The organism is Streptomyces smyrnaeus (assembly GCF_017676345.1).
Classification (GTDB): domain Bacteria; phylum Actinomycetota; class Actinomycetes; order Streptomycetales; family Streptomycetaceae; genus Streptomyces; species Streptomyces smyrnaeus.
Map to the genome: position 1 here is coordinate 20,986 of NZ_JAFFZM010000015.1, position 25,822 is coordinate 46,807.

General features: G+C 71.4%; 20 protein-coding genes. 11 read left to right on the forward strand and 9 right to left on the reverse strand.

Going from position 1 to position 25,822, the window contains the following annotated elements; all coding sequences use genetic code 11:
- The first annotated feature begins 81 nt into the window (after positions 1-81).
- A complete protein-coding gene (locus JW613_RS23335) occupies positions 82-705 on the forward strand; it encodes a MarR family winged helix-turn-helix transcriptional regulator (RefSeq protein WP_209212921.1) in 624 nt (207 codons plus the stop codon).
- A gap of 118 nt (positions 706-823) precedes the next feature.
- Here the strand turns inward: JW613_RS23335 and JW613_RS23340 are convergent, their stop codons facing one another.
- Complete coding sequence (locus JW613_RS23340; RefSeq protein WP_245226174.1) at positions 824-5,653, reverse strand: DNA glycosylase AlkZ-like family protein; 4,830 nt, start codon at positions 5,651-5,653, stop codon at positions 824-826.
- A gap of 152 nt (positions 5,654-5,805) precedes the next feature.
- Between JW613_RS23340 and JW613_RS23345 the strand changes: the two genes are divergently transcribed.
- The 3 genes from JW613_RS23345 (at position 5,806) to JW613_RS23355 (ending at position 7,811) form a co-directional block, all read left to right on the forward strand.
- The gene (locus tag JW613_RS23345) at positions 5,806-6,666 is read left to right on the forward strand and encodes an AraC family transcriptional regulator (protein ID WP_209212923.1); all 861 of its coding nucleotides are present in this window, start codon (positions 5,806-5,808) and stop codon (positions 6,664-6,666) included.
- Between the two features lie 78 nt (positions 6,667-6,744).
- Entirely contained in the window at positions 6,745-7,509 is a 765-nt protein-coding gene (locus tag JW613_RS23350; RefSeq protein ID WP_209213056.1) for an AzlC family ABC transporter permease, read from the forward strand.
- Positions 7,506-7,811, forward strand: coding sequence for an AzlD domain-containing protein (locus JW613_RS23355; RefSeq protein WP_099884755.1), 306 nt, complete (start codon positions 7,506-7,508; stop codon positions 7,809-7,811). The genes JW613_RS23350 and JW613_RS23355 overlap by 4 nt, the downstream gene beginning before the upstream one ends.
- A 140-nt stretch (positions 7,812-7,951) precedes the next feature.
- Here JW613_RS23355 and JW613_RS23360 read toward each other — a convergent pair whose 3' ends face one another.
- On the reverse strand, positions 7,952-8,857 hold the full coding sequence (locus JW613_RS23360) for a hypothetical protein (RefSeq protein WP_209212924.1): 906 nt from the start codon (positions 8,855-8,857) through the stop codon (positions 7,952-7,954).
- A gap of 79 nt (positions 8,858-8,936) precedes the next feature.
- On the opposite strand from JW613_RS23360, the gene JW613_RS23365 reads away from it, so the two are divergent.
- The 4 genes from JW613_RS23365 (at position 8,937) to recX (ending at position 12,643) form a co-directional block, all read left to right on the forward strand.
- Positions 8,937-9,131, forward strand: a complete 195-nt coding sequence (locus tag JW613_RS23365) for a DUF3046 domain-containing protein (RefSeq protein ID WP_209212925.1) — start codon at positions 8,937-8,939, stop codon at positions 9,129-9,131.
- Between the two features lie 257 nt (positions 9,132-9,388).
- Complete coding sequence (locus JW613_RS23370) at positions 9,389-10,492, forward strand: AI-2E family transporter (protein ID WP_209213057.1); 1,104 nt, start codon at positions 9,389-9,391, stop codon at positions 10,490-10,492.
- Between the two features lie 258 nt (positions 10,493-10,750).
- Positions 10,751-11,926, forward strand: coding sequence for a recombinase RecA (gene recA / locus JW613_RS23375; protein ID WP_209212926.1), 1,176 nt, complete (start codon positions 10,751-10,753; stop codon positions 11,924-11,926).
- Between the two features lie 3 nt (positions 11,927-11,929).
- Complete coding sequence (gene recX, locus JW613_RS23380) at positions 11,930-12,643, forward strand: recombination regulator RecX (protein WP_307866010.1); 714 nt, start codon at positions 11,930-11,932, stop codon at positions 12,641-12,643.
- 156 nt (positions 12,644-12,799) lie between these two features.
- Here recX and JW613_RS23385 read toward each other — a convergent pair whose 3' ends face one another.
- The 5 genes from JW613_RS23385 to JW613_RS23405 form a co-directional block, all read right to left on the reverse strand.
- Positions 12,800-14,497 (reverse strand): FAD-dependent monooxygenase, encoded by a 1,698-nt coding sequence (locus JW613_RS23385; RefSeq protein ID WP_209212927.1) that lies wholly within the window; start codon positions 14,495-14,497, stop codon positions 12,800-12,802.
- A 218-nt stretch (positions 14,498-14,715) separates the two neighbouring features.
- Positions 14,716-15,618, reverse strand: a complete 903-nt coding sequence (locus tag JW613_RS23390; RefSeq protein ID WP_209212928.1) for an amino acid ABC transporter permease — start codon at positions 15,616-15,618, stop codon at positions 14,716-14,718.
- Positions 15,615-16,262 carry an amino acid ABC transporter permease gene (locus JW613_RS23395; protein ID WP_099884767.1) on the reverse strand — a complete coding sequence of 216 codons (648 nt, stop codon included), beginning with the start codon at positions 16,260-16,262 and terminating at the stop codon, positions 15,615-15,617. The genes JW613_RS23390 and JW613_RS23395 overlap by 4 nt, the downstream gene beginning before the upstream one ends.
- Before the next feature lie 160 nt (positions 16,263-16,422).
- Positions 16,423-17,334: a glutamate ABC transporter substrate-binding protein gene (locus tag JW613_RS23400; RefSeq protein WP_209212929.1), complete on the reverse strand. Its 912-nt coding sequence runs from the start codon at positions 17,332-17,334 to the stop codon at positions 16,423-16,425.
- 111 nt (positions 17,335-17,445) lie between these two features.
- Positions 17,446-18,231 (reverse strand): amino acid ABC transporter ATP-binding protein, encoded by a 786-nt coding sequence (locus tag JW613_RS23405; protein ID WP_099884771.1) that lies wholly within the window; start codon positions 18,229-18,231, stop codon positions 17,446-17,448.
- A gap of 342 nt (positions 18,232-18,573) precedes the next feature.
- On the opposite strand from JW613_RS23405, the gene JW613_RS23410 reads away from it, so the two are divergent.
- Both JW613_RS23410 and JW613_RS23415 read left to right on the forward strand, forming a co-directional pair.
- Complete coding sequence (locus tag JW613_RS23410; protein WP_209212930.1) at positions 18,574-19,299, forward strand: response regulator transcription factor; 726 nt, start codon at positions 18,574-18,576, stop codon at positions 19,297-19,299.
- 27 nt (positions 19,300-19,326) lie between these two features.
- A complete protein-coding gene (locus tag JW613_RS23415; RefSeq protein ID WP_209212931.1) occupies positions 19,327-20,754 on the forward strand; it encodes a sensor histidine kinase in 1,428 nt (475 codons plus the stop codon).
- Here JW613_RS23415 and JW613_RS23420 read toward each other — a convergent pair.
- Both JW613_RS23420 and JW613_RS23425 read right to left on the reverse strand, forming a co-directional pair.
- Positions 20,720-23,815: an alpha-mannosidase gene (locus tag JW613_RS23420; protein ID WP_209212932.1), complete on the reverse strand. Its 3,096-nt coding sequence runs from the start codon at positions 23,813-23,815 to the stop codon at positions 20,720-20,722. The two genes, JW613_RS23415 and JW613_RS23420, sit on opposite strands and share 35 nt — an antisense overlap.
- A 152-nt stretch (positions 23,816-23,967) precedes the next feature.
- Positions 23,968-25,002 carry a TAXI family TRAP transporter solute-binding subunit gene (locus tag JW613_RS23425; protein WP_209212933.1) on the reverse strand — a complete coding sequence of 345 codons (1,035 nt, stop codon included), beginning with the start codon at positions 25,000-25,002 and terminating at the stop codon, positions 23,968-23,970.
- A gap of 207 nt (positions 25,003-25,209) precedes the next feature.
- On the opposite strand from JW613_RS23425, the gene JW613_RS23430 reads away from it, so the two are divergent.
- The gene (locus JW613_RS23430) at positions 25,210-25,758 is read left to right on the forward strand and encodes an ATP-binding protein (RefSeq protein WP_209212934.1); all 549 of its coding nucleotides are present in this window, start codon (positions 25,210-25,212) and stop codon (positions 25,756-25,758) included.
- The last annotated feature ends 64 nt before the right edge of the window (positions 25,759-25,822 follow it).

Consider the following 25,822-nt stretch of genomic DNA (forward strand, 5'->3'; position numbering starts at 1 on the left):
TGCCCATGATCGCAGGAACCACTGACGGAACCTGGAGAGCGGCGAGAAGTGGGAGACGATCACGGGATACGATCCTGGGCCATGGGGCAGTGGGGATACCGACGACAGCACGACGCGCTCGACGTGGACGGAGAGGCCGAGGCCGAGCAGCGGGACGCGCTCGAAGGGGCGCGGGACTGGGTCGACGATCATGTGGACCGCTGGCAGCCCGTGCTGCCCGACCTCAACCCCCACATCGAGGGCGCCGTCACCCGTATGCAGTTCCTCGCCGACCATCTGCGGCGGGCGGGGGAGCGCGCCTTGGCGGAGTTCGGACTGCGCCGTGAGGAGCATGAGACGCTGCACATGCTCGCCGGACACGGCGGGCGCAGGACTCTCACCCAGCTCGCCATGGACCTGGGGGCCGCCCCCAACACCTTGTCCGAGCGGCTGGACGTGCTGGAGAAGCGGGGCTTCGTGACCCGTACGACCACCGGCCGCCCCCGCGCCGTCGAGGACGAGCAGGGCGACGAGGTCGAGCTGACCGATGAAGGGCACGCCAACTGGCTCGCCGCCATAGAAGCGGCGGGTGCGGAAGAGCGCCGCCTGTTCGGGGCACTCGACTGGCACGAGCAGCGCCTCCTCGCCGGTCTCCTCCGCCAGATGATGCTGGCGACCGGGTCGTACGACGAGGCGAGCGGGGCCTACGACGACGAAGAGGGCTGACGGCAGCCCTGTCGACCGACGGTCGTCGCCGTGCCGTGCCGACGGGTGCTCCGGCGGCCGACGGTCGCCGTGACGTGTCGACGGTCGCCGTGCCGTCCCGGCGCCCGCCACGCTCCGGCTAGCCCGCCCGCAGCCGCAGACCGCGCGGGGTCGGGTGGAAGCCCGCGGCCTCCAGCGCCGTGCCCAGCGGTGAGGACAGTGCCGCCGTGCCGTTGACGCGCTCCACCGTGACGGTGCCCAGCGCGCCCTGGCGTGCTGCCTGGGCCAGCGCTTCGACGGCGGTAGCCAACCGGGCCGCACCCGCCTCGCCGTCGCTCCCGGCGGTCGAGGGCACCGGCTCGGACTCTCCGGCAGCGCCCTCCGGCGCCTCGGGATCCCGCGTCCAGGCCAGCAGCGTCTTGCCGCCCCGCTCGACGTACAGCGTCAGCACCCCGTCGACCAGCACCACCAGCGCACCCGCCTTGCGGCCCGGCTTGTGCGTGGCGCCCTGCGGGGGCGAGGGCCAGGGCAGCGCCGCGCCATAGGCGTTCGCCGGGTCGGCGGCGGCCAGCACCAGCGCGCGCGGGCCGGTGCGGTTGCCGCCCCCGCGCGTTCCGCCGTACGCCCCCGAAGCCTCGTACGAGCCGCCGAACCCGCCCGATGCGCCGCTGTCCCGCTCGCGTGCCGTACTGACCGCGCGCAGCCTGTCCACGGCACCGTCCATCGCGAACTGAGCGGCCCCCAGCCCTTCGACCACATAGCCGCGCCGCGCCTGCCCGCTCTCCTCGAAGGCGGACAGCACCCGATACGCGGCCGAGAAACCGCCCTCCACACCCTCGGCGGACACCGCGCCGCGGGTCACCACACCGTGCCGATCCAGCAGCGTACGGGCCAACGCGTGTGCCCGGTGGGTCGGTTCATTCTCCGGCGGCGGCAGCAGCGACCAGCGTCCCGCGACGGTCGGCGGCGCGGGGGCCGGGGCGCGGCCCGGGCCACGACGGCCCACGCCGCTGCCCGCGGCCACCGCGGCAGCGGTGAAAGAGCCGTAACGCCCGCGCGGTGTGGGGCGCTTGGCACGGTGCGCCGTGGAGCCGGCCGTACGGCCCGAACCCAGCAGCGCCCGCAGCGGCGTGAGCGTGTCACCGGTGATCCTGCCCGACCACACCAGGTCCCACAGCGCCTCGGTCAGCTGCGGATCGGTCGCCTCGGGGTGGGCGGCGCGGGCCCGTTCGGCGATCTGCCGGAAGAACAGTCCGTACCCGCCCTCCAGCGCGGCGAGCACCGCCTGGTGGACCGGAGTCAGCTCCAGCGGATGCGGGGGAGGCAGCAGCAGCGGAGCGGCCTCGGCCAGATGGAGGGAGATCCAGCCGTCCTTGCCGGGCAGCGCACCCGCACCCGCCCAGACCACCTCCCCCGAGGCGGTCAGCTCGTCCAGCATGGGCGGCGCGTAGTCCGCGACCCGTCCGGGCAGCACCAGCTTCTCCAGCGCGGACGCCGGAACCGGTGCCCCCTGCAACTGCTCGACCGTGCGCAACAGCCCCTCCACGCCGCGCAGACTGTTGGTGCCCACGTGCTGCCACTGCGGCAGAAACGCCGCCAGCGACTGCGGGGCGACCGGCTCCAGCTCCTGCCGCAGCGCCGCCAGTGAACGGCGGCGCAGCCTGCGCAGCACCCCCGCGTCGCACCACTCCTGGCCGATCCCCGACGGGTGGAACTCCCCCTGCACCAGCCGGCCACCGGCCGCCAGCCGGTGCAGCGCGCCGTCCGCGACGGCGGTGCCGAGACCGAAGCGGGCCGCTGCGTCGGCGGAGGTGAAAGGGCCGTGCGTGCGGGCATAGCGTGAGAGCAGATCGCCCAGCGGGTCGGCGACCGGCTCGGTGAACGCCTCCGGGACACCCACGGGCAGCGCGGCACCCAGCGCGTCCCGCAGTCGCCCCGCGTCCTCGACGGCCGCCCAGTGCTCCTGACCGGCGATCCGTACCCGGATGGCGCGCCGGGTCGCCTCCAACTCCGGCGCCCAGCCCGGCTCGGCGCCCCGCTCCGCCAGCTCCTGGGAGGTGAGTGGGCCCAGCAGCCGCAGCAGGTCCGCCACGCCCTCCACGTCCTTGAGGCGGCGGTCCTCGGTGCGCCACTGGAGCTCGGCCTCCAGCTCGTGCAGTACGTCGGCGTCCAGCAGTTCGCGCAGCTCCGCCTGGCCCAGCAGCTCCGACAGCAGCCGTGAATCCAGGGAGAGCGCTGCGGCCCGGCGCTCGGCCAGGGGCGAGTCGCCCTCGTAGAGATACTGCGCCACATAGCCGAACAGCAGGGAGCGGGCGAACGGAGACGGCTCCGGAGTGGTGACCTCGACCACCCGCACCCGGCGGGACTCGATGTCGCCCATCAGCTCCGTGAGGCCCGGCAGGTCGAACACGTCCTGCAGGCACTCACGGACCGCCTCCAGGATGATCGGGAAGGAGCCGAACTCACTGGCCACCTGGAGCAGCTGGGAGGCTCGCTGCCGCTGCTGCCACAGGGGAGTGCGCTTGCCAGGACTGCGGCGCGGCAGCAGCAGCGCCCGCGAGGCACACTCCCGGAAGCGGGCCGCGAACAGCGCCGAGTTGCCCACCTGATCGGTGACGGTCTGCTCGATCTCGCCCTTGTCGAAAAGCACGTCGCCGACTCCCAGCGGCGGCTGGTCCGGATCGGCGGGGAGCTCCTGTTCCGGAGTGCGCGGGGGGCGCGGCTCCGCTTCGAACAGGTCGAGATCCATCAACTCGGCGTCCGGCAGCCGCAGCACCAGGCCGTCATCGGCGTGCATGACCTGGGCGTCCATGCCGTACCGCTCCGTGAGCCGCGCGCCGATCGCCAGCGCCCAGGGGGCGTGCACCTGAGCGCCGAACGGGGAGTGCACCACAATGCGCCAGTCGCCCAGCTCGTCGCGGAACCGCTCCACGACGATCGTCCTGTCGTCGGGCACATGACCGGACGCCTCGCGCTGCTCACCCAGATAGGCCAGCAGATTGCCGATCGCCAGCGCGTCCATACCGGAGGCGGCCAGCCGCTCCTCGGCCTGCTCGCGGGTGAGCGAACCGATCTCGCGCAGGAACGCACCCAGCGCCCGGCCCAGCTCCAGCGGCCTGCCCAGTTGGTCGCCGCGCCAGAACGGCAGCCGCCCCGGCACCCCGGGCGCGGGCGTGACCAGCACCCGGTCCCGGGTGATGTCCTCGATCCGCCAGGCCGTCGTCCCCAGGGTGAAGACATCACCCACCCGGGACTCGTAGACCATCTCCTCGTCCAGCTCACCGACACGGCCGCCGCCCTTCTTCGGGTCGGCACCCGCCAGGAACACCCCGAACAGACCCCGGTCCGGGATGGTGCCGCCGGAGGTGACGGCCAGCCGCTGCGCACCGGGGCGGCCGCTGACCGTGTTCGCCACCCGGTCCCACACCAGACGGGGACGCAGCTCCGCGAACGCGTCGGACGGATACCGCCCGGCGAGCATGTCCAGCACCGAGGTGTACGCGGACTCCGGGAGCGCGGCGAAAGGCGCCGCCCGCCGCACCAGCGTCAGCAACTCCTCCACGTCCCAGGTGTCGACCGCGACCATGGCGACGATCTGCTGGGCGAGCACGTCCAGCGGGTTGGCGGGGATGCGCAGCGCCTCGATGGCGCCCTCCCGCATCCGCTCGGTGACCACCGCGGACTGCACCAGATCCCCCCGGTACTTCGGGAAGACCACGCCTGCCGAGACCGCCCCCACCTGGTGGCCCGCCCGCCCCACGCGTTGCAGCCCGGAGGCCACCGAGGGCGGTGACTCGACCTGGACGACCAGATCGACGGCGCCCATGTCGATCCCCAGCTCCAGACTGGAGGTGGCCACCACGGCAGGCAGTCTGCCCGCCTTCAGATCCTCCTCGACCTGGGAGCGCTGCTCCTTGGAGACCGAACCGTGGTGCGCCCGGGCGATCAGCGGGGGCGCACCGGTGACCGCGCCCGCGTTGCCCATCAGCTCGGCGGGCGAGTGGTCCTCGGGCATGGGCTCGCCCGTGGCCCGCTCGTAGGCGATCTCGTTCAGCCTGTTGCACAGCCGCTCGGCCAGGCGACGTGAGTTGGCGAAGACGATGGTGGAGCGGTGCTCCTGGATGAGATCGGTGATCCGTTCCTCCACCGAGGGCCAGATCGACGGTTTGCCGCCACCGCCCGGGCCTTCGGCACCCGTCGCGTCCTGCGCGGGGGAACTGCCCAGCTCCCCCATGTCCTCCACGGGGACCACGACCGACAGCTCGAACTGCTTGCCCGAGGGCGGCTGCACCACGGCGGCGTTCCTGCGGGGTGAGAGGAAACGGGCCACCTCGTCCACAGGGCGGACAGTGGCCGACAGCCCGATACGCCGCGCGGGGCGCTCCAGCAGGTGGTCCAGTCGCTCCAGGGAGAGCGCGAGATGGGCGCCCCGCTTGGTGCCGGCCACCGCGTGCACCTCGTCCACGATGACCGTCTCGACACCGGAGAGTGCTTCCCGGGCGTTGGAGGTCAGCATCAAGAACAGCGACTCGGGCGTGGTGATCAGGATGTCCGGCGGGCGGCGGGCGATCGACCTGCGCTCGGCGGCGGGGGTGTCGCCGGAGCGGATCCCGACCCTGATCTCTGGCTCGGGCAGGCCCAGCCGCAGCGACTCCTGGCGGATGCCGGTGAGCGGGCTGCGCAGATTGCGTTCCACGTCGACAGCCAGCGCTTTCAGCGGTGACACATACAGCACCCGGCAGCGCTTGAGCGGGTCGGCGGGTGGCGGCGTCGCCGCGAGCGCGTCGAGGGACGCGAGAAAGGCGGCCAGCGTCTTGCCGGACCCCGTCGGCGCCACCACCAGCGCGTCCGACTCCTCGGCCAGCGCACGCCAAGCCCCCTCCTGAGCAGCGGTGGGCTCGCTGAAGGCGCCCGTGAACCATGCACGGGTCGCTGGTGAGAAGGCGTCCAGCGCCGATGTCCGACCCATGCTCCCCATCGTGCAGCACGGCACTGACAGCGGCCCGCGACCGTCCGGGCGGCGGGCGGCGGCCGGAAGGGGCGGCGGCCCGCGGCCGGGCGGGGAATCGTGCGGCCGTACGGAGAACGGGGCCGGGACGGAGATCGGGGCCGGGACGGAGAATGGGGGGCATGACGCACCGGGAGAGCGCGCACTACTGGCAGTCACCGAAGCTGCCCGGTGTCGACCTGCTGCGCGCCCGCTACATCCGCAAGACCTTCGCACGGCACACCCACGAGACGTATGTGATCGCCGCGATCACTCAAGGCGTGGAGGCCTTCCACCACGGCGGCAGCGTGCACCGGGTGGGGCCCGGCGGGCTGGCGCTGATCAACCCCGACACCATGCACACCGGGCACGCCGGGGAGCCCGAGGGATGGACCTACGAGGTGCTCTACCCGGACGCCTCCCTGGTGGCCCGGATAGCGGCCCAGACCACCACCATCCGGGGCACCCCCGGGTTCCGTGTCGCGGCGGCCGACGACCCGGTCTCCTCCCGCCACGTCCAGGCGATACACCGGGCACTCGAAGAGGGCAACGCGCTGGCCGCCGACACCCTCATGCACGCGGTGGTCGCCCGGTTGCTGCGGCTGCACGGTGGCCCGCTGCCCGAGCGGGCCATCCACACGGCGGGCGCTCGGAACGCCTTGCGGGCCCGCGCGGTGCTGGAGGAGCGCATGGCCGACCCGCCGTCCCTGGAGAGCCTCGCCGCCGAGCTGGGGACAAGCCCCTTCGCGCTGCTGCGCGCCTTCCGCCGGATGTACGGGATGCCGCCGCACACCTGGCTGACGGACGCGCGCGTACACCGGGCGCGTGCCCTGCTGGACGCGGGGCTGCCGCTCGCCGAGACCGCCACCGCTGTCGGCTTCACCGACCAGTCCCACCTGACGCGGCACTTCGGGCGGATCATAGGGGTCCCGCCTGGTGCCTATCGCCGGGGGCGCGCAAGAACGTACAAGAACAGAGCACGTCCGGTTCCCTAGCGTGGCCGCGTGCCACAGCAGAGAGACACCTTCGACCGACCGGAGGTCCCGGACGCCTCCGCACCGGATACTTCCGCCATACCCGAAGCGCCCGACGGGGGCGCATCGGAAAGCTCACCGGGCGGCCGCGACGACCGCGCTGTCGTGCGGGACGCGCTGGGCGTCGGCATCGCCGTCGGGCTCTCCGGCTTCGCCTTCGGCGTGACGGCCGCGGGCGCCGACATCTCCCTGGCGCAGACCTGTGCGCTGAGCCTGTTCGTGTTCACCGGGGCCTCCCAGTTCGCCCTGGTCAGCGCGCTCGCCGCCGGAGGCGGCCCGCTGACCGCCGCTGCCGGTGCCTTCTTCCTCGGCTTCCGGAACGCCTTCTACGGGCTGCGGCTGTCCCGTCTTCTGGGGCTGCGCGGCGGTGCGCGGATCGCGGCCGCGCACTGGGTGATCGACGAGACCTCGGCCGTCGCCCTGGCGCAGCGCGGACGGCACGCCGTCCGGCTGGGCTTCACCGTCACCGGCGCGACGCTCTTCGGCCTTTGGAACCTCACCACCCTGCTCGGGGCGCTGGGCGCGGAAGCACTGGGCGACACGGACGCCTGGGGCCTGGACGCCGCGGGCCCTGCGGTCTTCCTCGCCCTGCTGGCACCCATGCTCCGCACCGGCGTTGAGCGGGCGACGGCGGGACTCGCCGTCGTCCTGGGCCTGGGGCTGCTGCCGGTACTGCCGGCCGGCGTTCCGGTGCTGGTCGCCGCGCTGGCGGCCCCTCTCGTCCTGCTGGTGCACAGCAGGATGCCGCCCGGGCGGCGCGGAGAGCGAGACGGAGCACGGACGGCTGAGGAGGAGTCCCGGTGAGTGTGTGGATCGCCATCGGGGCCACGGCCCTCGGCTGCTACCTGGTGAAGTTGCTCGGCCTCTCGGTGCCCGCAGGAATGCTGGAGCGGCCGTTGGTCCAGCGGCTGGCCGCCCTCCTGCCGGTGGCGCTGCTGGCGGCACTGACCGCGCAGCAGACCTTCGAGCACCAGTTGTCCCTGGTCCTCGACGCCCGGGCGGCAGGTCTGGCCGCCGCCGCTCTCGCGCTCTTGTTCCGGGCTCCGTTCCTGGTGGTCGTCGCCGCCGCGGTACTGGTCACGGCAGGTGTACGGGCGCTCGGCTAGCCGCGCCCGCACGTATGCCGAGCGGCGCCCGGCAGCCTCGCACCCGCTCGGGGCGCGCGGCCCCCGCGCTCCGAGCGACCCTTGCGCTCCGGGCGCCCCCCGAGCTCCGAGCGGCGCCCCGCTCCCGTTCGGAGCCGCGCTCAGAGGCGGCCGTACGCGCGCAAGGTGTGCAGCGCCTCCAAAGTGACCAGCGGCCGCCCCTCCAGCGCCGTTCCCGGTGCCCATCTGCGCCAGTTGATGTCCCAGCCGCCGTCGTCCTGCTGACGGCTCTTGAGATGGTCGAGCGCGCGGTCCAGCTCCGCGTCGGAGAACCAGCGGCGGGCCAGTGAGTCGGGGGTGCGCGCGAAGTCGGTCGCATAGTGGTACTCGCCCGGCGCGTACCCGTCGGGGAGGGGGAAGTCCGCCGCGCGGCCCGGGTCCGTGACCACGAGCCGCTGCTCGCGCACCAGCGTGCCGAGCCGCCCCGCGGCGGCCTCGGCGCGCGGCCGGTCGGGTACACCGTCGAGGAAGGCGAGCGCCGCCCGCACCTCGTAGGGGTGGGTCTTGCCCAGGGTCTCGATGGTGTTCCAGCAGTAGTCCGTCGCGCGGAACAGCCAGGCGTGCCAGACGCTGTTGCGGTGCAGTGTGCCGACCACCGGGCCGGTCGCCAGCAGATCGCTGGGGGGCGCGTCCTGGACGGGGATCCACGGTGCGGCGGGGTATCCGCGCAGCGAGGGATGCACAGCGGGCAGGGCGCCCTCCGGAGTGGAGACCGCCGTCAGATAGCGGCCGATGCGCTCGACCCGCTGTCCCGCACAGCGCCCGATGCTGTCCAGCACCCGGACGGCGGCGGCGGTGTGCAGTGGCTGGCTCACGGGGCCCCGCAGGTCGGGCTCCAACGCGTGGCCGTAGCCGCCGTCGGCGTTGCGGTAGGCGTCGAGCGCCGTCTCGACGGTGCTCGGATCGCCGTCCAGGAAGTCGTGCTCGAAGCGCCGCTGTTCCAGTACGCGCGCTGTCAGCCAGATGAAGTTCTCCGCACGGGAGAGGACCGATCCACAGGGAGCCATTCTTCGACGGTAGGCCGCGCGGCCCCCCAGGTCACTGCTGTCGGCGAGAGCCAACCCTTGAGGGCGGGATACTGGAGTCATGCGGTTGACGGACTTCTGGCAGCGGATGGCGGAGCACTTCGGTGAGGCGTACGCCGACTCCTTCGCACGCGATCATGTGATGGCCGGTCTCGGCGGGCGGACGGTGCACGAAGCGCTCGCCGCGGGCTGGGACGCGAAGGACGTCTGGCGCGTGGTGTGCGACGTCATGGAGGTCCCCGCACACAAGAGGTGAGCTCTCGGCGTGGGAGGTGAGTCCCGCGCACAAGAGGTGAGTCGTTTACCGCACGCAGTCTCCCCGGGCGCGAGACTTGCCCGGTGGGCGCGCCAGACGACGGTGACCGGGACCGGGACGAGAGGAACGGCGACGGGGAGCGGGAGGACCGCGCCCGCGGCCACTCCGGAAACGTCGGTCCGGCCGGACCCGCAGACGGGAGCGCGGATTCGCAGGGCACGGTGCGCAGCCCGGGCCGGGGTCCGCGGTCCGACGGGATGCCGCGCTGGCTGCCGCGGGCCCTCGTGCTCGCCCTGGCCCTCTTCGGCGCCTACCAGCTCCTCAGCTGGGCGTTCCTGCGTACTCTCGGGCTGCTGCTGAACGTGCTGATCGCGTTCTTCCTGGCGCTGGCCATGGAACCCGCCGTCGCCGGGCTGGCCCGGCGCGGTATGCGCCGGGGGCCGGCCACCGCGCTCGTCTCCGTCGTCCTCCTGGCGGCGGCGGCCGGTTTCTTCGTGGCGCTCGGTTCGCTCTTCGTCGAGCAGATCAGCCGCATCGTGGAGAACCTGCCCCGGTACGTCTCCGAGGTGCTCCACTGGAGCAACGTCCATTTCCACACCGATCTGGACGTCGACAAGCTGCGCTCCAAGGTCATCCACTCCGACTGGGTGAGCGGCTATCTGCGCAGCGGCGCCCAGAACGTGTGGGGGATCTCCGCGACGCTGCTGGGCGGGGTGTTCCAACTGCTGACGGTCGCCCTGTTCACCTTCTACTTCGCCGCGGACGGGCCGCGGCTGCGGGTGGCACTGTGTTCCGTACTGCCGCCGGCGCGACAGGCTGAGGTGCTGCGCGCATGGGAGATCGCGGTGACCAAGACCGGCGGCTACATCTACTCGCGGGCCCTGATGGCGCTGATCTCCGCCGGTGCGCACTATGTCTTCCTGGAACTGTTGGGGGTGCCTTATGCCGCCGCGCTGGCCGTCTGGGTCGGGGTGGTCTCACAGTTCGTGCCCACCGTCGGCACCTACCTCGCCGGGGCGCTGCCGCTGCTGATCGCGTTCACCGTCGATCCCTGGTCCGCCCTGTGGGTGCTGGTGTTCATCGTCGTCTACCAGCAGCTGGAGAACTACATCCTCCAGCCGCGCATCACCGCCAGAACCGTGGCCGTCCATCCCGCTGTCGCCTTCGGTTCGGTGGTCGCCGGGACCTCGCTGATGGGGGTCGTCGGCGCGTTGGTCGCGATTCCCGCCATGGCGACGCTCCAGGGGTTCCTCAGCGCCTACGTCAAGCGCTACGACGTGCCGGACGTGCGGGTCGGACCGGGTTCGCGGGTGGGGGCGGGCCGCAGCGGACGCGGTCGGTGGTGGCGCCGCCGTCGCTGAGCGGGAAGGTCGTCGGGCGGGCGTACGGGCCTCATCGCGATCGCTTCCACGCCTCTCACCTGCAGGTTTCCGGGTTATCCACAGGAAGGCGGGGCGACTTGACGCAAAATTCGAACATCGATTCTTATAGAGGCTCCGGCGAGCACGCCCGCTCAGGCCATGGCCCAGTGAGCGCGGGTCCGGACCGATTGTCAGTGGCAGGCGCTAGCGTCGTTTGACGTGAAGCGATCGACTCAAGCAAACAACCGGGTGGCACCCATGGCAGGAACCGACCGCGAGAAGGCGCTGGACGCCGCGCTCGCGCAGATTGAACGGCAATTCGGCAAGGGCGCCGTGATGCGCATGGGCGAGCGGCCGAACGAGCCGGTCGAGGTCATCCCCACCGGGTCGACCGCCCTTGACGTGGCCCTCGGCGTCGGCGGTCTCCCCCGCGGCCGCGTGGTCGAGGTCTACGGGCCGGAGTCCTCCGGAAAGACGACCCTGACCCTGCACGCGGTGGCCAACGCGCAGAAGGCGGGCGGCACGGTCGCCTTCGTGGACGCCGAGCACGCGCTGGACCCCGAGTACGCCAAGCGCCTCGGCGTCGACACCGACGCGCTGATCCTCTCCCAGCCGGACAACGGAGAGCAGGCTCTCGAGATCACCGACATGCTGATCCGCTCCGGCGCGCTCGACCTGATCATCATCGACTCGGTCGCGGCGCTGGTGCCCCGCGCCGAGATCGAGGGCGAGATGGGGGACTCCCACGTCGGCCTCCAGGCCCGGCTGATGAGCCAGGCGCTGCGGAAGATCGCCGGTGCGCTCAACCAGTCCAAGACCACCGCGATCTTCATCAACCAGCTCCGCGAGAAGGTCGGCGTGATGTTCGGCTCTCCGGAGACCACCACCGGTGGCCGTGCCCTGAAGTTCTACGCCTCGGTGCGGCTCGACATCCGCCGCATCGAAACCTTGAAGGACGGCACCGATGCCGTCGGCAACCGCACCCGCGTCAAGGTCGTCAAGAACAAGGTCGCGCCGCCCTTCAAGCAGGCCGAGTTCGACATCCTCTACGGCATGGGCATCAGCCGCGAGGGCGGTCTGATCGACATGGGCGTGGAGAACGGCTTCATCCGCAAGTCCGGAGCCTGGTACACCTACGAGGGCGATCAACTCGGCCAGGGCAAGGAGAACGCCCGCAACTTCCTGCGGGACAACCCCGACCTCGCCAACGAGATCGAGAAGAAGATCAAGGAAAAGCTGGGCATCGGCGTACAGCCGCAGGACCCGGCCGGCGAGCCGGGTGCGGACGCCGCGGGCAGCACCACACCGGAGACCCCCGCAGCGGCCGGTACGCCGGACGCCGCGGACGCCTCAACGGCCAAGACCGTCCCGGCCCCGGCGGCCAAGGCGGCGAAGACGACCAAGGCGTCCAAGGCCGCCGCGGCCAAGAGCTAGTCCGTGACACGGCGCAGCGACTGGCCGGAGTACACCCCTTCCCCGGACCCGTCACCGGCCTCCGCCCCTGGGGGCGACGGCTCGGTGGCGGATATCCAGGACAGCGATGGTCCCGCTTCGTCGAGGGCCGAAGCGGGACCATCGCGTGCGTCGTCCCGGACTCCGGGCCGACGCCGGGAGGGAGGCCGGGCGGAGCGGGAGGCCGAGCCGAAGGATCCGGTGGAGCGGGCCAGAGCCATCTGTCTGCGGCTGCTCACCGGTACGCCCAGAACGCGTCAACAGCTTGCCGACGCGCTCCGCAAACGGGAGGTGCCGACGGAAGCGGCCGAGGAGGTGCTGGCCAGATTCGAGGACGTCGGTCTCATCGACGACGCCGCGTTCGCCGCCGCCTGGGTCGATTCCCGACACCACAGCCGGGGTCTGGCCCGCAGGGCGCTCGCCCGCGAACTGCGCACCAAGGGTGTGGACTCCACGGTGATCGACGAGGCCGTGGGTCGGCTCGACTCCGAGCGGGAGGAGGAGACGGCACAAGCCCTGGTGGCACGGAAGCTGCGCTCCACCAGGGGCCTCGACAGAGAAAAACGCCTCCGCCGGCTCGCCGGAATGCTGGCCCGCAAGGGCTACTCCGAGGGGCTTGCCCTCCGGGTGGTCCGGCGGGCGCTGGAGGAGGAGGGCGAGGATCCGGAAGTGCTGGAGGAGCATTTCCCCGGACTGTGAGGGGAAGCCGGCTGGTGCCCGAGGCGGAGCGGAGCGGCTGCCGGACGGGCAGCGGCGTCGCGCCTGGGCACGTTCTTGAGCTTCGCGTCGACGCAGCCGTCGGCAGCCCGACACCGACGGCACGCCATATGCGCGCCGGGTGCCCCCGCCGGGTGCTCAGGAGTGTGCTCCGCCACGTACGGCCTCCGCGCAGACGCGCAGCGCGCCGGAGCGGCCCGCGGGGAAGGCCGCCGCGAGATGCCCGTCGGCGCGGACCGCCAGCACCGTGTGTGCCGCCGCCCCCGGGTAGCTCTCGGTGACCAGCAGCGTGGCACGCAGCGGCAGCCCGGCCACGGTGGAGGCCAACTCGGGCATCATTCCCGCCGTCAGCCAGTGCCGGCTGTCCCACACCCCGGTACCGGGTGCCACCAGCAGCACCAGCAGCTCCCCGCCCGGGCCGCCCAGCCAGTCGTGCAGGTCGCCCTGTGAGCCGTCGGCGGCGGTGACCGGAACATCGCACACGGGAGCCCCCGGCGCCGTCCCGACGGGCACCTCGTCGACGCTCGCGCGTGCGGGGGCCAACGGCGTACGGGCGTACGCGGGCGGCGCACCCAGCAGGCCCCGCCCCAGGTGACCGTCGGTCAGCAGTCCCAGATGGGCGCGGGCGCCCCCGCCGGGGAGCAGCGCACGCAGCCCACCGCCGCGCCGTACGACGGGCAGGGCCTGGTCGACGGCGCGCAGCCGGGCGACCATGGCGCCGCGCCGCTCGGTCTCGTAGCTGTCCAGCAGGGTCTCCGCTGCCGCGCCGTGACCGTGGTGCCAGGTCAGCGCGAGCTTCCAGGCGAGATTGGAGGCGTCCCGCAACCCCTCGTCGACGGACTGCACCCCCAGCGCACCCGTCAGATGTGCGGCGTCCCCGGCGAGGAAGACGCGGTCCACGCGCCAGTGCCGGGCCAGCCGCTGGTGGGCGGTGTGCACGCCGGTGTCCACCAGTTCGTACGGCCCGATGCCGCTGCTGCCGCCACCGTCCTCGGCGCCGGCCCCCCGCCTGCCAGCTCCTGCGGGCCCGCCGTTGGCCGGAACGACAGCTTTGGCCGCCTCCTTCAGCGCCTCCTCGGACCAGACGGCGAGGGTGTCCGCCACCCGCTCCAGCATCTCCTCCGGTGTCACCAGGTCGCCGCGCGGAGACAGCAGCCAGTCCAGCCGCCACCGGCCCCCGGGCAGCGGGCGGGCCGTGACCTCGCCCGGCACACCTCCCGGGTCGCGGTGCAGCAGCGCGCTGCCCACGCTTCCCTGCTCCCACACGCCGTCCTTGTCGTACTCCCCTTCTTCCCAGGGCAGCCGCACCCGCAGCGCGGCGACCGCATGCCGTTCGACTGCCGTACGCCCCGGGAAGCGCACTCCGAGCAGTTTGCGGACCATCGAACGGGCACCGTCGCACCCGACGGCGTAACTGCCGCGCCACCAGGTGCCGGAGGGGCCCCGGGTGTGCGCCGTGACGCCGTTCGCGTCCTGTTCCAGCAGGTCGACATGGCTGTCGGTGATGACGCGCGCCAACTTCTCCTTCGCCAGCGCGTCGCGCAGGGTGCGCTCCAGCGCATGCTGCTCGATGTGCACCGGGGCCTGCTCCGGGACCAGGTCCACTGTGTCGACCTGTTGGGCGCGCCGTTGGGTGCGCCAGGAGCGCCAGCGCAGTCCGGGCAGCGTGGGCAGCACGGCGGCGGTGTCCGGGCGCAGCACGCAGCTGCGCGCGGCGCGCGGCGGCGGATTGCCGTCGGTGGAGTCCAGGACCAGGGAGGGGACGGCGTGCCGGGCAAGAGCGAGGGAGAGGGCGAGTCCGACCGGACCCGCCCCGACGACGATCACCGGATCCACAGTGTGGAAACCTCACAGCCCTGGTGGTGCTGACGGGGGCCGGGTTTCTCTGGGGGTGGAGCCTGGTGCGCGATCACGCTGGTATGCAACCCACTGCCTGAGCATGCGTCAAGTGACGCCATAAGATGCCAACACGGGCCATGGTGCGGGCGGGTGCCCGTTCCATGGCCCGTGGCGGAGCGGTGGGCGCCGGAGCGGTGTCCGACGCGTGGTGCGGCTCAGTCCTTGGACGCGGCGTCGCCGGGGGCGCCCGGGTCCGGTGTGCCGGCGGCCGCCACCTCCTTGGGTTCGTTCGCCTGCGCCGGCACGATGCCCGCCTTCGACCGCCGGCCGCGCTGTTCGACGAACTTGGCCAGCCAGGCCAGGATGAGGCACAGCCCGATGTAGATGGCGCCGAAGACGATGACTGTCTGGACGGTCGGGTAGACCCCGCCCACCGGGGTGTTGTTGGCGATGAGCCGGGCCGAGTACAGCAGCTCCGGGTAGAGGATGATGTAACCCAGCGAGGTGTCCTTGAGGGTCACCACCAACTGACTGATGATCGACGGCAGCATGGAGCGCACGGCCTGCGGGAACAGCACCGAGGCGGTCACCTGGGTCTTGCGCAGCCCGAGCGCGTAGGCCGCCTCCACCTGCCCCTTCGGCACCGCGTTCACACCGGCGCGCAGCACCTCGGCCTGGACGCATCCGTTGTAGATGGTCAGGCCCAGCACCAGTGCCCACATGGGGGTCATGTCGCCGACGATGCCGACCCACAGGGCGAAGATCGTGATGAGCAGCGGGATCGACCGGAACAGGTCGATGAAGACGACGGCCACCCAGCGCACCGGTTTGTGGTCCGACAGCCGGGCCACGCACAGCACCACTGCGAAGGCCAACGAGAAGACGCCCGCCAGTGCGAAGACCTTCAGCGTGGACAGCAGGGCGTCGAAGATGTTCTGCCGGATGCCTGCGTAGTTGAAGATGTCCCACAGCTCGCCCGCGAACTGCCCCTTGTCGTACAGCCGGTAGCAGACCCAGGCGATCAGCGCGGCGAGGCCGATGCTGCCGACGACGGAGTAGATCAGGTTGCGGACGCGAGCCTTCGGGCCGGGCGCGTCGAACAGGACGCTCGCGCTCATCGGGCGACCTCCAGACGGTTCTCCAGCAGCCGGAAGAGGCCGTTGATGGCGTAGGTGATGATCAGGTAGCCGAGCGTGATCCAGACGAAGATCACGGCGATGTCGTAGCCGTCGTTGCTCAGCGTCTTCTGGATGTTGAACAGATCGACGTTGTCGAAGGCGCCGGCGATCGCGGTGTTCTTCGTCAGCGCGATGAAGATGCTGCTCATCGGCGGTACGACCGTGCGTGTGGCCTGGGGGAGCACCACGATGCGCATGGTCTGGGTGAAGGTCATACCGATGGCGCGGGCGGCCTCGGCCTGGCCCATCGGCACGGTGTTGATGCCGGAGCGCACGGCCTCGGCGACGAAGGACGAGGTGTAGAAGCCGCAGGCGCAGACGGCCAGGACGAAGGAGTTGACGCCCGGGAAGAGCACCTTGGGCACCACGAAGAAGGCCACCAGGAACAGCAGCGTCAGCGGGGTGTTCCGCAGCACGTTGACCCACAGCGTGCCGAATATGCGCAGCGGGGGCACCGGCGAGACGCGGAAGCCCGCGATCACCAGACCGAGCACGACGGCGAGCAGCGCGCTGACGACCGTCAGCCACAAGGTGCCGAGGAATCCCTCGCGGAACAGCGCCAGGTTGTCGAGAAGTACGTTCATGAATTCTCCGCGAGGAGTCGCGTAGGGGCGGCGGGAAGGGCCGGACCGGGCAGGGGGCGCTCTGGGCCGGGTGGGGAGTCAGCGCCCCGGCGAACGGGGTGCCCGCAACAGGCACGCCCCGCCCCGCGCGGCGCCTGCGCCGGGGAGCGGGGCGTGGACATCACTTCTCGGTGATCTCCGGCGGCGTCTTGAACTTGGAGCCGGACTTGCCCAGCGTGGCCTCGTACGCCTTCTTGTAGTCGCCGTTGTCCTGGTGCTTCTTCAGCGCGTCGGCGACGGCCTTCTGCAGCGCGTTGTCGCCCTTCTTCAGGCCGACGCCGTAGGGCTCGTCGGAGAAGGGCTTGCCGACGACCTTGAGCTTGCCGGGGTTCTGCGCGGCGTAACCCATCAGGATCGCGTCGTCCGTGGTGACCGCGTCGACCTGGCCGTCGAGGAGCTGCGAGACGCACTCGGAGTACTTGCTCAGCTCGGTGACCTTGGCGCCGTACTTGGGCTCCTTGATGGTCTGCAGCGGCGTCGAGCCGACGATGGAGCAGACCTTCTTGCCCTTGACGCTGTCCGGTCCGGTGACCTCCTTCTCGTCCTTGCGGACGAGCAGCGAGGCGCCGGCGTGGAAGTACGGGCCCGCGAAGTCGATCTGCTTCTTGCGCTCGTCGTTGATCGTGTACGTACCGATCATCAGGTCGACGTCGCCCTTGGAGACGGTGGTCTCGCGAGCGCCGGAGTCGACGGTCTTCCACTCGATCTGCTTGGGGGAGAAGCCCAGGTCGGCCGCGATCATCTTGGCGATCTCGATGTCGAAGCCGGAGTACTTCTTCGTCGACTGGTCCTGGAAACCGAGGTAGGGCTGGTCGGCCTTGGCGCCGATGATGATCTTGCCGCGCTTCTGGGCCTTCTTCAGGACGGGCGAGTCGACCTCGACGTTCTTGGCGACCTCGTACTTCGGCAGCGCCTTCTCGTCGGTCTGGTCCTTGGGCTTGTCGCCGGCGGAGCCTTCCTTGCCACCGCAGGCCGCGGTGGCGGCGAGAGCCAGAACAGCGGCTGCCGCCGCTGCGGTCTTGTGGAACTTCATAGTGAACATCCCTTGCTTGAACAGTCGTTGGCCCGGTGCGCTGGTGCACAACCCGCTCGGTGCGCCCCCTCGGGGGCCGGGGGCGCGGCTGCGGGCCTCAGTGATGAAGGCTCAGTGGTGCAGGATCTTCGAGAGGAAGTCCTTGGCACGGTCGCTGCGCGGGTTGCTGAAGAACTGCTCGGGGGTCGCCTCCTCGACGATCCGGCCGTCCGCCATGAAGACCACACGGTTGGCGGCCGACCGCGCGAAGCCCATCTCGTGGGTGACGACGACCATGGTCATTCCGTCCCGGGCCAGCTGCTGCATGACCTCCAGGACCTCGTTGATCATCTCGGGGTCGAGGGCCGAGGTGGGCTCGTCGAAGAGCATCACCTTCGGATCCATCGCCAGCGCCCGGGCGATCGCGACCCGCTGCTGCTGACCACCGGAGAGCTGCGCGGGATACTTGTCGGCCTGGTTGCCGACACCGACCCGGTCGAGCAGCGTGCGGGCCTTCTCCTCCGCCACCCGCTTGTCCGTCCTGCGGACCTTGACCTGGCCCAGCGTGACGTTCTCCAGCACCGTCTTGTGCGCGAAGAGGTTGAAGGACTGGAAGACCATGCCGACATCGGCACGCAGCTTCGCCAGCTCCTTGCCCTCCTCGGGCAGCGGCTTGTCGTCGATCGTGATGCTTCCCGAGTCGACCGTCTCCAGACGGTTGATGGTGCGGCACAGGGTGGACTTGCCGGACCCGGAAGGACCGATGACGACGACGACCTCGCCACGGGCGATGGTCAGGTCAATGTCCTGGAGGACGTGCAGCGCACCGAAGTGCTTGTTGATGTTGTCCAGCACGACCAGCTTGTCGGTCGCGGACTCGGGACCGCCTGCGTCCTTGGTCACCGATACTTCGCTCATCGACGTGTAGCTCCGTCCTCGTCGGTTGCGAGGACCTTAGTGAGCGGTCGGCGTGAGCGTCATTACATCTGAGCTGAAATTGAGCATAACGATCCGGCTGCGGCCCGGCACATTGGGTAAAGGGGGCAATGGGGGGCCGACCGGCGGCTCCCCGGTCCACCCGCCTCCCAGTCGGTGGCCGTCCGGACGGTCGCCGTAGTGGCTGTATGACGGTCGTCGTACCGGCTGTATAACGGATGCCCGCCTGGTCCCGGCGACCCCTTGACTCACCTGCGCCGATCGGCGTGGATGCACTGTCGAATCGTTTGCCGGAGGCGGTGTCGAGAACAGGAGGGCGTCGGGGTGAGACTGCTGCTCGTCGAGGACGACGATCGCGTCGCCGCGGCGCTCTCGGCCGTGCTGGCGCGGCACGGCTTCGAGGTCGCCCACGTGCGCAGCGGCGCCGAGGCGCTCCAGGAGCTGCTCGTCGGCGGTCAGGAGGGGCCCGGTTTCGATGTCGTCCTGCTCGACCTCGGCCTGCCCGACCAGGACGGTTTCGAGGTGTGCGGCCGTATCCGCCGCACCAGCACCACCCCGGTGATCATGGTGACCGCACGCGCGGACGTACGGTCCCGCATACACGGCCTCAACCTCGGTGCGGACGACTACGTCGTCAAGCCCTACGACATGGGCGAACTCCTCGCCCGCATCCACGCCGTCAGCCGCCGCTCGGCCGGTGAGGAGCCGTCCGCGACCGGCGAGCGGGCGGTCCCCGGGAGTCCGGACCCGACCGGCACGCTGCGGCTGGGTGCCGTGACCATCGAGCTGCCCACCCGGCGGGTCAGTGTGGACGGCGCGCTTGTGCCGCTCACCCGCAAGGAGTTCGATCTGCTGGCACTGCTGGCCCAGCGCCCCGGCGTGGTCTTCCGGCGCGAGCAGATCATCAGCGAGGTGTGGCGGACCAGCTGGGAGGGGACAGGGCGCACCCTGGAGGTGCATGTGGCCTCGCTCCGCTCCAAGCTGCGGCGGCCCGCCCTCATCGAGACGGTGCGCGGGGTGGGCTATCGCATGGCCACCCAGGGCGACTGAGCCGGCGAACCGGACCGGAACGACGACGTGCGCAGCCGCCTCCTCCCCCTTCTGATCGTCCTGCTGGCCGGGGTCCTGCTCGCGCTGGGCTTCCCGCTGGCGCTGAGCCAGGCGCAGGCCGAGCAGCAGCAGGTGGTGGTCGACAGGATCGACGACACCGCGCGCTTCGCCTCGCTCGCCCAGTTCGTCACCTCCACCAGCCTGCCGGACGAGCGCCGCGCGACCCTGCAGCACGAACTCGACCGTTACCACTCCCTCTACGGCATCCGCGCCGGTGTCTTCTACCGCGACGGCCGCACCATGGCCGCCGCTCCCGCCGACTGGCGGGTGCCGGGAGACGGACAGCAGGCCGGTCGCAAGGGCCGGCCGGACGGCGCGCGTGCTTTCGCCGAGGCGCTGGCCGGACGCCGCAGCCACGATCCGCCACAGGTGTGGCCGTGGCAGAGCGACGGCCGGATCGCCGTCGCCTCTCCTGTCATCCGGGACGGTGACGTGGCGGCAGTGGTGCTGACCGACTCACCCACCGGACCCATGCGGTCGCGGATCCTGCGCGGCTGGCTGGCCATCGCCGTCGGTGAGGCAGCCGCCATGCTGCTGGCCCTCGGTGCAGCGCTCCGACTGACCGGGTGGGTGCTCAAGCCGGTACGGACGCTGGATCGGGCAGCGCACGAGATCGCCACCGGCAAGCTCACCTCCCGTGTCGCCGACTCGGTCGGCCCTCCCGAACTGCGCAGACTGGCGCACTCCTTCAACGAGATGGCGGGCAACCTGGAGAGCGTGCTGGAGCAGCAGCGTGCCTTTGTCGCCGACGCCTCGCACCAACTGCGCAACCCGCTGTCCGCGCTGCTGTTGCGCATAGAACTGCTCGCACTGGAGCTGCCCGAGGGCAACGAGGAGATGGCCTCCGTGCGGGCCGAGGGCAAGCGACTTGCACGTGTGCTGGACGACCTGCTCGACCTCGCACTGGCCGAACACTCCGACACCGCGCACGTCCAGCTGACCGACGTCGCCGAGATCGCCGCCGAACGGGTCGCCGCCTGGCGGCCCACCGCGGAGCACAAGGGCGTGCAGCTGAACCTGGCCGGGCAGTCGGCCGCGACCGGGTGGGCCGACCCGGTGGCCCTCTCCAGCGCGCTGGACGCCGTTGTCGACAACGCGGTGAAGTTCACCCCCGAGGACGGCACCGTCACCGTCACGGTGCGCGCGGAGGGCGACAGCGTCACCGTCGAGACGGCCGACGCGGGGCCCGGACTGACCGATGAGGAACTGGAGCGGGTGGGCGACCGCTTCTGGCGCAGCGGCCGCCACCAGAACGTCTCCGGCTCGGGGCTCGGTCTGTCGATCACCCGTGCCCTGCTCACCGGGGGCGGCGCGGGGCTGTCCTTCGCGCACAACGAGCCGCGCGGACTGCGGGTGCTGATCACCGTCCCCCGGAACGCCCCAGACGCAGAGTGACGATCTGGAAGGGCCGCAGCGTCACCCGGACCCCGGCGTCCTCCACGGTGTGGTGGGTCTGCTGGTCGGGCAGCGGCCGCTCCAGCAGGTCCGTCTCGGTCACCGAGGTGACGGGGAACCCCGGTGCCAGCAGTGCGCTCGCCCGGCCGCCCAGCGACTCGTAGAGGCGTACCACCACATCGCCACTGCCGTCCTCCGCCAGTTTCACCGTCTCGGCGACGATCTGGTCGCCCTGTTCCCCCTCCAGCGTCACCAGCGGCGTGACGGGGCTGCCGTCGCCGCGTACGGCCCGCTCGGGCAGATTGATCCAGTGGCCCTCGCGCACCGCGTCCAGGAGGGTCGCACCCGGCACCAGCCCGTAGCGCATCCGGTGCCGCCCCTGGTCGGTCTCCGGGTCCGGATAGCGGGGAGCGCGCAGCAGCGAGAGCCGGACGGTGGTGGTCTGGCCGCCGTCCTCGCGGATGTCCCGTGTGACGTCGTGTCCGTACGTCGAGTCGTTGACCAGCGCGGCACCCCAGCCCGGCTCCGCCACGTGCAGCCAGCGGTGTGCGCAGATCTCGAACTTCGCCGCCTCCCACGTCGTGTTGGTGTGGGTGGGCCGGAAGACGTGTCCGAACTGGGTCTCAGCGGCGGACCTGTCGGCCTTCACATCCAGCGGGAACGCGGCCTTGAGCAGCTTCTCGCTCTCGTGCCAGTCGACATCGGCCTCCAGGAGCAGCACCGCGCTGCCCGCCTGCAGGGTCACTGTCTGCACCACGGTCGAGCGGCCGAAGGACCGGGCCGCCCGGACGGTGGCGCTGCTTCCGTCGGCCTCGGCGACGGTCACCTCGTCCGCCTGCGTCAGATCGGTGGCCGTGTGCCGGTAGAACGCGTCGACATCCCAGGCGTCCCAGTGGTTGGGCAGGTCGGGGTGCAGCTGGAGGAGGTTGGCCGCCTGCCCCGGTGCGACCGCCTCTCGCCGGGCGCGCCGGTCGTAGGCGGAGACGACCAGACCGCGGCTGTCCACCTCCACACGCAGCAGCCCGTTGTCCAGCGTCCAGCCGCCGTGTGCCCGCTCGGCCACGGTGACGGCCCCTTCGCCCTGCTGGAGCCCGTGCGGCTCGCCCTGCTGGGGCCCGTGCGCCCCGCGCCCGTCGACCGGCCGGGCACCGCCGGCGGGGACGCCGCGGCGGGTGTGCGGGGAGCCGTTGAAGACGAGCTGCCGGTCCCCGCGCCCGGCGAGTGCCTGTTGCGCCCCGTCGATGATCTCCGTCAGTTCCTCGGCCACGCGCGCGTACGTCTCGCGGGCCTCCCGGTGCACCCAGGCGATGGAGGAGCCCGGCAGGATGTCGTGGAACTGGTGCAGCAGCACCGTCTTCCACAGCCGCTCCAGCCGCTCGTACGGGTAGGCGTAGCCGCCGTTGCGCACGGCCGCGGTCGCCGCCCACAGTTCGGCCTCGCGCAGCAGTGACTCCGAGCGCCGGTTGCCCTGCTTGGTCTTGGCCTGCGACGTGTACGTCCCCCGGTGCAGCTCCAGATACAGCTCGCCCTGCCACACCGGCGCGTCCGGGTACTCCTGCCGCGCCTTCTCGAAGAACTCCGCGGGCCTCTCCACCGTCACCCGCGGTGAGCCGTCCAGGTCCCGCAGCCGGGCGGCGCGGGCCAGCATCTCGCGGGTCGCGCCGCCCCCGCCGTCGCCGTGGCCGAACGGCACGAGGGAGCGGGAGGCGGCGCCCTTCTCACGGAAGTTGCGGGCCGCGTGTGCCAGTTCCTCGCCGCTGAGCGTCGAGTTGTAGGTGTCGACCGGGGGGAAGTGGGTGAAGACCCGTGTGCCGTCGATGCCCTCCCACCAGAAGGTGTGGTGCGGGAACGGGTTGGTGCTGCTCCAGGAGATCTTCTGGGTCAGGAACCAGGTCGACCCCGACAGTTTCACCAGCTGCGGCAGCGCGGCCGTGTAGCCGAAGGAGTCGGGCAGCCACACCTCCTCGGTCTCGATCCCGAACTCCTCCAGGAAGAACTTCTTGCCGTAGAGGAACTGCCGCGCCATGGCCTCGCCACCGACCATGTTGGTGTCCGATTCGACCCACATGCCGCCCACGGGGACGAACCGTCCCTCGGCGACCTTCCGCACGACCTTGGCGTACACCTCGGGTCGGTGTTCCTTGATCCAGGCGAACTGCTGGGCCTGCGACATGGCGAAGACGAACTCCGGGTGGTCGTCCATCAGCGCCACCATGTTGGAGGCCGTACGCGCGACCTTCCGGACCGTCTCGCGCAGCGGCCACAGCCACGCCGAGTCGATGTGTGCGTGCCCCACCGCGCTGACCCGGTGCGCGGAGGCCCGCGCGGGGGCCGTCAGTGCGGCTGTGAGCCGTTCCTGGGCCCGGTCGGCGCTCCCGGGCACATCGGCCGGATCCACGGCGTCCAGGGCCCGTTCCAGGGCGCGCAGCAGCTCCCAGCGGCGGGCGTCCTCCAGCGGCAGCTCGCGCATCAGCGAGCCCGCCACCTCGAGATCCATGGCCAGCTCCCACACCTGCGGCTCGAAGACCGCCAGATCCATCCGCGCCAGCCGGTAGAGCGGTTCGCTGTGGGCGGTGTGCACGTCGCCCTGGTACGTCGGTGTCTGCGGTGTGTTGACGATGGGGTTGGAGGCGGCCTCGATGTACAGCTCGACCTCTTCGCCGCCGGCGGCCGCGTCCGCCAGCCGCACCCAGGAGTTGCGCGGGTGCAGCCCTTTGACCGCGGTGCCGTCCGCGCGGTGGACCAGCCCCTCGCACTGGAAGCCCGGCATGTCCCGCTCGAACCCCAGGTCCAGTACGGCCTCCACGGTCCGGCCCGCCCACGCCTGCGGCACCTGCCCCGTCACCCGGAACCAGGTGGTGCCCCAGGCCGGCCCCCAGGCCTCGCCCACCGCCGCCGGCCGGTAAGGCGCGGAGAGGCCCTCGGCGACCGGTACCGGCTCTCCCGGTGCCTCCCAGCGTTCGACGGTCAGCGGCAGTGCGCGGGTGTGGACAGCGGGCCGTACGCGCTCGTCCAGTACGCGGCGCAGCCGGTCCTCGACGGTGCGGCGGTCGTCATGCATCGGTCGGCTCCTTGGTGGGGTCGGGGCCTGGCGTCGGCGGCGACGTTCCGGTCATGCGTTCCGGTCGGTGCGGTGTTCGGTGCGGACGGCGTTCGGTGCGGACGGTGTTGAGGCGGGAAGGTGTTGGGGCGGGGACGGGGACGGTGTTCCGGTCAGGGCTTGGCGGAGCGGTAGTAGCGGCGTGCGCCCTCGTGCAGCGGTACGGGGTCGGTGTAGATGGCGGTACGCAGGTCGACCTTCTGCGCGGCGTGCACCTCACGTCCGATCTGGTCCCGGCTCTTGATGACGGAGCGGGTGACGCCCTCGGTCAGCGCGGCGTCGGTACGGTCCATGGTCACCAGCAGGTTGGCGATGGCCACCGTCTTGACGGACCGGCCGCGCTGCACGGTGGGGTAGGCGTCGGGCGGCATCACGGCTGCTCGGTAGTAGCGCGTCCCGGGGCGCTGTTCGTGCAGCCGGGGCAGCAGGTCGCCGAGCTGCACCAGCCGGATGTCCGCCCCCTCCGCCAGGCGCTCGACGGCGCCGGTCGGCAGCCCGCCCGACCAGAAGAACGCGTCGAGCTTCCCCTCGGTCAGCAGCCCGGGCATCGTGTCGATGCCCTTGCGCACCGGGTGCACGTCGTGGTCCATGTCCAGCCCCGCGGCCTTCAGCAGTCTCTTGGTCACCAGGGCGACCCCCGAGCGCTTCTCGCCGACGCCCACCCGCATGCCCTTGAGGTCCTTCGCACTGTCGACCGGTGAGTTCCTGGGCACCACCAGGTGCATGTAGTCGTCGTACAGCCGCGCGCACGCCCGGATGCGGGAGGCGTCCTTTCCGCCCTTGTTCCGGTAGGCGGCGAGTGCGTCGGCGGCGGTGATGGTGAAGTCCGCCTGTCCGGAGACGATCCGCGTCAAGTTCTGGACGGACCCCTGGCTGTGCTGCAGCTCCAGGTCGACACGGGGCAGATCGCGGGCCAGCCGCTGTTTGAACAGCGTGCCGTAGCGCTCGTACACACCGGTGCGCACACCGGTGGCGAAGGTGACCTTCCCGCCCGGCGAGGGCGACGGGGACGGCCGCAGCCACCACACCAGCAGCCCGCACACGACGAGCACGGCAGCCGCGCCCCACAGGAGGCGTCGCCGACCGGTGCTGAGTCCGCCCGGGCGGCGCTTCGGACGGGACACCGTTCGCGGACGCAGGCTGGCCATGAAAAGGGATACTGCCAGCACTGCGGCCACGAGGGGAGTGGTGCGAGTCACCACGCAGAGTGGCCGAGTGCGAACGCGCCGATTCGCGAACTGCAAATTTCACACTGTCGCTTGCTGAGTGGAACTGCAGAGGCCATAGTGACGGGCAGACCACGCGTCACGGCCCTTCCGCGGGGCCGGGACCAGCTCGACGGAAGGCGCCTCCACGTGTACGCCGCCCCCGCTCGCAGGGATCCCGCAGCAGCCTCCACGACAGCGTCTCCGGCGTCCGGCGGTGCCTCGCACCCCACGGCGCCACCCGGACGCGCGGAAGACCCCACATGGCAGCTGCGCTTCCCCGCTCGGGAGCAGTACATCGGCCGGGCGCGCCTCGCCTTCACCTCGTGGCTGAAGGAGCGGCAGGACCCGTCGATACCTGCCGAGACGGTGGACGACGCCGTGCTCCTGCTCTCCGAGCTGACCACCAACGCCGTCGTGCACACGCGCTGCCTGCCCGATGCGGAGCTCGTCTGCCGTGCCGCTCTGGCCCCCCGGGAGACGCCCACAGCCGCACTGTTGCGCATCGAGGTGCACGACCACGCCGAAGGTGACGACAGGCCGCAACTGAAGGACAGCGAGGCCGCCGACGAGAGCGGTCGGGGCCTGTGCATCGTGGCCGCGCTCGCCGCCGACTGGGGAGTGCGGCCCTCGACCGTCACCGACGGCAACACGGTCTGGGCGACGCTGCGGCTGCCCCACGAACTCCCCACCAAGTGACGTGTGTCACAGTACCCCGGTAGCGTCCGAGGGTACCCGCCCGGGCGGCCGGGGCCACCCGCAT